6 protein-coding genes are annotated in these 7,113 nt (G+C 71.5%); 5 read left to right on the top strand and 1 reads right to left on the bottom strand.

The genetic code is table 11. The annotated features are described in order from the left end of the window. The 5 genes from VIB11_RS02620 to VIB11_RS02600 form a co-directional block, all read left to right on the top strand. The coding region (locus tag VIB11_RS02620; protein WP_332028085.1) for an integrase core domain-containing protein at positions 1 to 281 on the top strand (281 nt) is incomplete at its 5' end. A 241-nt stretch (positions 282 to 522) separates the two neighbouring features. Continuing rightward, a complete protein-coding gene (locus VIB11_RS02615) occupies positions 523 to 1,548 on the top strand; it encodes an ABC transporter substrate-binding protein (RefSeq protein ID WP_332028084.1) in 1,026 nt (341 codons plus the stop codon). Next, positions 1,545 to 2,846: an MFS transporter gene (locus tag VIB11_RS02610; RefSeq protein ID WP_332028083.1), complete on the top strand. Its 1,302-nt coding sequence runs from the start codon at positions 1,545 to 1,547 to the stop codon at positions 2,844 to 2,846. Before VIB11_RS02615 ends, VIB11_RS02610 begins: the two co-directional genes overlap by 4 nt. Positions 2,847 to 2,866: 20 nt before the next feature. Then, the gene (locus VIB11_RS02605) at positions 2,867 to 3,988 is read left to right on the top strand and encodes an iron ABC transporter permease (protein ID WP_332028082.1); all 1,122 of its coding nucleotides are present in this window, start codon (positions 2,867 to 2,869) and stop codon (positions 3,986 to 3,988) included. Between the two features lie 28 nt (positions 3,989 to 4,016). Then, positions 4,017 to 4,868, top strand: coding sequence for an ABC transporter ATP-binding protein (locus VIB11_RS02600; RefSeq protein WP_332028080.1), 852 nt, complete (start codon positions 4,017 to 4,019; stop codon positions 4,866 to 4,868). A 118-nt stretch (positions 4,869 to 4,986) separates the two neighbouring features. Here the strand turns inward: VIB11_RS02600 and VIB11_RS02595 are convergent, their stop codons facing one another. Continuing rightward, positions 4,987 to 6,201: an alpha-hydroxy acid oxidase gene (locus VIB11_RS02595; protein WP_332028078.1), complete on the bottom strand. Its 1,215-nt coding sequence runs from the start codon at positions 6,199 to 6,201 to the stop codon at positions 4,987 to 4,989. Positions 6,202 to 7,113: the final 912 nt, after the last annotated feature.

The following is a 7,113-nucleotide window of genomic DNA, read 5'->3' as shown; positions in this document are numbered from 1 at the left end:
TGATGACCGACAACGCCTGGGCCTACCGCTTCTCCCTGCGCGAACTGTGCGCCTCGGCCGGGATCCAACAGATCTTCATCCGGCCACACTGCCCATGGCAGAACGGCAAGGCAGAGCGCTTCAACCGCACCCTGCTCACCGAATGGGCCTACCGTCAGGCCTTCCTGACCAACGACCAGAGAGCGGCCGCGCTTGCGCCGTGGCTCGAGCACTACAACACTCAACGACGCCACAGCGCACTCGGAGGACGCCCACCCATCAGCCGGCTGCTACCAACCTGATGGCTCGGTACAACTAGTGGCGGCCGGCTGCGGACCCGCGGCGGTTGCCGGCCTGGGCACCCAACACGCGCGACCCCCGGCGCAGGGGTGCCCCTTCACACTCTTTGACGATGATAATGGTTTTCATTACTGTCTAGCCGTCCCCGCTGCGAGGGCGACACGGGTGGGTTGTCTGCCCTGCCCTCGCCGCCCCCGGCGCCGAACGACAAGCGGGCGCCCCTGTGAACGGAGTGAACGACCGATGAGAAGTCTCAGGCCCTGGGCCGCCGCCCTGCCCGTCCTGGCCATCGTCGCAACGGGTTGTGGCGCCCCGTCCGACGCCCGGAGCGGCGCCGGACGGCAGTCGACCGCGGGTCCGGTCACCGTCGAGAGCTGCGGTCGGAAGGTGGTGTTCGACTCACCCCCGGAGCGGGTGCTCGCGATCGGCGCCGAGGCGCCGTCCCTGCTGGTCGCGGCCGGAGCGGGCGACAAGGTGACCCACTACGCCGGGAGCCTGAACGTGCCCTACGAGGAGAAGACGAGGGCGGTGGTCGAGGCCGCCGAGAGGGTCGCCGAGGACTCGCACGACGTCTCCTACGAGATGATCCTGAGCTCCGGGGTCGACGCCGTGATCGGCACCGACATCAGCGCGGGCGTCGACATCGACGCCCTCGCGGCACGCCTGGACAAGGCCGGGGTGCAGCTGCTGACGGTCAGCGGCCACTGCGCCGGCATCGAGGGGCGGTCCACCGGCGGGGTCGGTGGATTCGACCTGATCTACCGGGATGTCGAGACCTACGGCCGCGTGTTCGGCACCGAGCAGGCAGCAGCGGGCGCCGTCGAGGACATGAAGCGCCGCGTCGCCGCCGCCGGGAAGCGCGTCGACACGAGGTCGGGCCAGCGCGCCGTCCCCCTGTACGTCGTCACGGAGGGCGCCCTGGGGGCCTACGGCGGTCAGTCGCTGGCCTCGGAGCAGATGTCGCTGCTGGGCCTGGACAACGTCTTCAAGGACGTGCCCAAGCGCTACTTCGAGCCCAGCACCGAGGAGCTGGTCGGCAGCGCACCCGACGTGGTCTTCGCGCTGTACGTCCCCAGGGGCAAGGGATCCTCGAGCCTCGAGAGCGACCTGGACGTGGTGCAGGCGCTGCGCAGCCGGCCGGCGCTGGCAGGGCTCAAGGCGGTCGACGAGGACGGGGGCGTGCTGCCGCTGAACTACTTCTACACCTCCCCCGGCCCGCTGGCCGTCGACGGGCTCGAGCTGCTCGCCGACCGGTTGTCCGACAGTTGAGCCGACTGGTTGCGTCGCGTCGGCGCTCGCGCTCCGAGGAGCGCGAGCGCCGGACCAGGCCCGACGCTGAGTCCGGGGGCATCGTGGGTGACGTCGACCTGACGGCGACCGAGGCGCTGCCCAGCGAACGCCGGATCGTCGCGGCGGTCTGGCCGACGCTGCTCGCCGCGGCCGCGGGCGGCCTGCCGTTCACGGTGTTCACCACGTCCCTGGTGTCCATCGCCGTCGCCGCGGGCGATGGTCCTGCGGAGGTGGGATCGCTGCGCGGGCTCGCCGGGATCGGCGCCGTGCTGGCCGGCGTTGCCCTGGCCCCCCTGATCGGGCGGATCGCGCCGCCGCGGGTGGCCGCTGCGGCGCTGGTCCTGCTCGCGGTGGCCGCCGCCATCGGGACGTCTGCCTCGATCCCCACCCTGGCTGCGTTCTGCCTCCTCACCGGTGTGTCCAACGCGCTGCTGTACCCCGCCCTGTCCGCGGCGGCGGCTGACCGCTTCGGGTCCGGCCCCGCCGCCGGCCGGGCCGCGACCCTGGTCATGACGGCCCAGACCCTGGCGTCCACGCTGGGGGCGCCGCTGCTCGTGCTGCCGACCCTGTGGTGGGGCTGGCAGGGCGATCTCGTCGCCGTCGCCGTGCTGGCCCTCGTCCTGGCTCCGGTCCTCGTCCGCTACGGCCGCGACGAGCGTGCCGCCGACCCCCATGGCAAGCGACTCGGTTACCTCGCCGCGTTCCGCACGCTCGCCGCCGTCCCGGGGGCGCTCACACTGATCCTGGTGGCCTTCGGGCGGGCCGGGGCCTTCATGGGGCACCTGGCCTTCCTCGCCCCCCTGTACGCCGACAGGTTTGCCCTGTCCTCCAGCCTCTTCGCGTTCGTCTGGACCCTCAGCGGCGGGTCGTTCTTCGTCGGCCACCTGGTCGCCGGACGGCTGCTCAACCTCGACGAGTCCGACCAGCGGGCCCAGCGCGTGATGGCGACCAGCCTGCTGACGGCCCTGGTCGCCCTGGTCGGGGTGTATGTCGCGCCGGCACTGCCACTCGCCCTGGCCTGCACGGCAGCGCTGTCCGCCAGCCACGCGGTGGTGGCGGCCGCGGTGGTGACCCTGCTCGTCCGCAGCTGCGCCGACGTGCGCGGGACCGCCCTGAGCCTGAACGCCGCCGGGATGAGCCTCGGCCTCTTCCTCGGGGCAGCGGCCGCGGGGGCGGGGCTGGCAGCAGCGGGGTACGTCGGCGCGGCGGCGGTCCTCGGCGGACTCACCGCGCTCGCCCTGGGCGCCGCCCTGACCCTTCGTCCCCGCAACCCGTGACATCCGACAACGAGGCAGGCATGCACCACCCCGACCGCACCCTTGCGCCACGCGAGCCCGTGGCACCCGACCCCGAGCCCGCCCTCCCCGACGACGACCTCGACCACGACCGTCGGCGACGACACACGAGGCTCTGGGTCGTCGGCCTGGTCGCTGCGCTGCTCGTCACGCTGCCCGTGGCCGTGGGCCTCGGACCCGTCGCCATCCCGGTGGACACGGTGGCCCAGGTGGTTGGCCGGCACTTCGTGGGTGTCCCGCCGGAGGCCACCTGGACCCCCGCCCAGGAGTCCATCGTCTGGCTCCTGCGGGTGCCTCGGGTGCTGCTGGGGGCCGCTGTCGGCGCCGGGCTCGCCATCGCCGGGGTCGCCCTGCAGGCACTGACGCGCAACATCCTGGCCGAGCCCTACCTGCTGGGTGTCACCTCCGGGGCGTCGACCCTGGCGGCAGCGACGATCCTCTTCGGGTTCGGCGCCGGGATCGGGTCGAGCTCACTCGCCGGCAGCGCCTTCATCGGTGCGCTGGCCGCAGGCGCGGCGGTCTTCCTCCTGGCCAGGGTCGGCGGGCAGATGACCTCGACCCGGCTGGTGCTGGCGGGGGTCTCGGTCGGCTACGTGCTGCACGCGCTCACCTCGTTCCTCATCTTCGCCTCGGACGACCCGGACGCCGGTCGCTCCGTGCTGTTCTGGACCCTGGGGTCACTGACCCTCGCGACGGGTCAGTCCGCCGTGGTGAACTGGGCGGTCGTGCTGGCCACGCTGGCCCTGCTGCTGGTCCAGGCACGCCCCCTGGACGCCCTGGCCATCGGCGACAACACCGCCCAGACGCTCGGCATCTCTCCGACCCGGCTTCGCGCGACCGTGATGGTGGTGGTCGCGCTCTGCGTCGGCGCCCTCGTCGCAGCCTCCGGCGGCATCGGTTTCGTGGGGCTGATTATCCCGCACGTCGCCCGGCTGTGCGTCGGCACGGCACACCGCCGGCTGCTCCCGGTCGCTGCACTGCTCGGCGCCATCTTCCTCGTCTGGGCCGACGTGCTGGCGCGGATCGCGCTCGCGCCGCAGGAGCTGCCGCTCGGCGTCATCACCGCACTGACCGGAGCCCCCCTGCTGTTCCTGCTCGTCCGCAGGCTCAACCCGACCCACTGACACCCGAACGAACGAGGAGCGCCTCACCATGATCTCCGCAACCGACGTCTCCGTCGGCTACGACGACAAGCTGGTGATCGACGGCGTCGGGCTGCGCGCCGGGCCCGGCGAGGTGGTCGGACTGATCGGACCGAACGGCAGCGGCAAGACCACCTTCCTGCGCACCCTCTACGCGGCCCTGCGCCCGCGCGCCGGCCTGGTCGCCATCGACGACGAGCCGGTGACCACGCTGCGCGGGGCCGAGCTCGCCCGGCGGGTCGCCGTGGTCGCCCAAGAGACCCCCTCGGACCTGCCCGTCACCGTCGCGGACATGGTGCTGCTCGGCCGGGCACCGCACCGCAAGGCCCTCGCACCGTTCAGCAGGGAGGACCACCAGGCGGTCGCCGCCGCGCTGACCCGGGTCGGCGCCCGGGACCTCGCCGACCGTCGCTACGCCACCCTGTCGGGCGGGGAGAAGCAGCGTGTGCTGGTCGCCCGGACTCTCGCCCAGCAGGCCGAGCACCTCCTCCTCGACGAGCCGACCAACCACCTCGACATCCGCTACCAGCACGAGCTGCTGCGGATGGTCGGGCAGCTCGGCGTCACCACAGTCGTCGTCCTGCATGACCTCAACCTCGCGGCCCGCTACTGCACCACGCTGGTCATGCTCGACCGCGGCCGCGTCGTGGCCTCCGGCACGCCGGACGAGGCCCTCACACCGGACGCGCTGCACCGGGTGTACGGGATCCAGGTGGAGCGGGTCATCGTAGGCGGCTGCCTACAGCTGGTCTTCAGCCCGGTCGACCAGCCCGGAACGCGGGTCCGCAGCTCCCGGATGGATGACACCGACACCTCGCCCGGATCTGGCTCCCCGATGGGAACCGGCGTGACGACACCCTGAGCCAGTCGGCGCAGCACCTTCCGTCGCACGACAAGGCGGGCTGCCAGGGCCTGGCGCTGGATCTCGCCCGCGCCGCCTCGCTCCGCTCCCCAGTCGCCGCCCCCGCTCGCCGCGGACGTCAGGGGGCGAGCTCGACCATGCCGGAGTGCAGGTCCCGCACGCGGGCCGCGCCGAGCAACGCCATGGTGCGCCTCACCTCGGTGGCGAGGATGTCGGCCGCGCGCTGCACGCCGCGTTCGCCTCCGGCCATCAGCCCGTACAGGTACGCGCGGCCGACCAGGACCGAGCTGGCACCGAGCGCGACCGCGGCGACGACGTCGGCGCCGGACATGACACCGGTGTCGACCATGATCTCGGCATCCGGGCCGAGGGCCTCCCGCACCGCGGGGACCAGCCGGACCGGCACCTGGGCCTTGTCCAGCTGGCGGCCGCCGTGGTTCGACAACCAGACCGCGTCCGCCCCGTGGTCGACGACCGCCTTGGCGTCCTCGACCGTCTGGACCCCCTTGACCACCAGTGGCCCGTCCCACGTGCGTCGCACCCAGTCCAGGTCGGCCAGCGTCATGGTCGGGTCGAACAGCGCGTTCATCATCTCCCCGACGGTTCCCTCCCACGAGTCCAGCGACGCGAACCGCAACGGCGGCGTGGTCAGGAAGTTCCACCACCAGTTCGGGTGCATCGCCCCGTCCACGACCGTCTTCACCGACAGCGCGGGAGGGATCGCGAACCCGTTGCGGATGTCCCGGTGCCGCGAACCACCCACCGGGCAGTCGACCGTCAGCACCAACGCCTCGAACCCGTGCTCCTTCGCCCGCGCCATCAGGTCCTCCGCCGGCGCATGGTCCCGCCACACGTACAGCTGGAACCACTTACGGGTGTCAGGGGCCGCAGCCGCGAGCTCCTCGATGTTCGTCGTGCCCAACGTCGACAGGCCGTACGGGATGCCGACCCGGCCGGCCACCCGCGCCACCGCAGCCTCGCCCTCGTGCCGCATCATCCGGGTGAACCCGGTCGGGGCGAACCCGAACGGCAACGCCGAAGGCTTGCCCAGCACCGTGGTCGTCGGGTCCACCGGCCCGACCCCCTTGAGGATGCCCGGGTGGAAGGTCAGGTCGTGGAAGGTCTCGCGCGCCCTGGCCAGGCTCAGCTCCTCCTCCGCGGCACCGTCGGTGTAGTCGAAGACCGACGTCGGCGTCCGACGCTTCGCCAGCCGACGCAGGTCCGCGATCGTCACCGCGTTGCCCAACCTGCGGTCGGTCCCGTTGAGCACCACCGGTTTCGGCCGCAGCAACGGCTTGAGCTCAGACCACTTCGGCAGCTGTCGGTCGCTCACGTCGACCAACCTAGCCCCGGCAAAGCCCGTGTCCTGCACGAAACCCGTGCAACGACCCCCCGGTAAGCCGCGCACCGGGGGGTTTGCGGGTGTGTAGGCGCAGCGGTCGCGGGGGTGCCGTCAGGGGATGACGACTCTGCGCCCCGTCCGGGCCGACTCGTACATCGCCACCACCCGCGCCAGCGCCCGACGTCCCTCACGGGTGCCTGTTGTGGACAATGTGCGGACCGCAAACCTCTGACGTGACCCCTCCCGAGTGGTCCACCCGTTGTGAGAGTCCGAGGCCCAGAAAAGCGGGAGGTCTGTGAAGGGATCATCGCTCGAACCACTGCAAGCACCAGAACCCTTGTTCGCGAGACTTCAGGCCGCGACGAACCTCAGTGACAGGAGCCCCAGCAAGGCGGTCGATAAAGTGGTTACAACCACAGCGGCACAGCTTCGTCTCGATCCTGTCCGAGGCAGGCGTCCCCCTGGAGGAGATCGCCCGTCTCGTCGGCCATCGGAGCACTACGGTCACCGAGGCGGTCTACCGCAAACAGCTCAGACCCGTGCTGACCGAGGGCGCGGAGGCCATGGACCGCATCTTCGTGTCCGAGGGCGTCCGCCCACGTCCGGACGCCGTTGCTGGCCCGGATGCAGACGCAAACCCGATTCTTAGTCAAGCAGTTAGTCAAGCAGCGCTCGATCTGCGACCCGGATGCGGCCCAACGAGTAAGGCCCTGACCCGCGTTTCCGCAGGTCAGGGCCTTACATAGATGGTGGGCGATACTGGGTTTGAACCAGTGACCTCTTCCGTGTCAACGCGTTTCACACCCTCTCCGGGCGTCCCTCAGCGTCCCCCGGAGCACGGACCAGTCCCCTGCTGCCCCCGGACGTCCGCGCATATCCGGCTCTGTTGTCACTCACTTAGTC

Source organism: Pedococcus sp. (assembly GCF_036554925.1).
Lineage (GTDB): Bacteria > Actinomycetota > Actinomycetes > Actinomycetales > Dermatophilaceae > Pedococcus_A.
Note: the sequence above shows the minus strand (reverse complement) of the source record. Positions and strands in the feature narration are given on the sequence as shown.

Bases quoted from the DNA above. Each gene is read 5' to 3' on its own strand.
- VIB11_RS02600 (WP_332028080.1), top strand. From the start codon at position 4,017: ATGATCTCCGCAACCGACGTCTCCGTCGGCTACGACGACAAGCTGGTG.
- VIB11_RS02615 (WP_332028084.1), top strand. From the start codon at position 523: ATGAGAAGTCTCAGGCCCTGGGCCGCCGCCCTGCCCGTCCTGGCCATC.
- VIB11_RS02605 (WP_332028082.1), top strand. From the start codon at position 2,867: ATGCACCACCCCGACCGCACCCTTGCGCCACGCGAGCCCGTGGCACCC.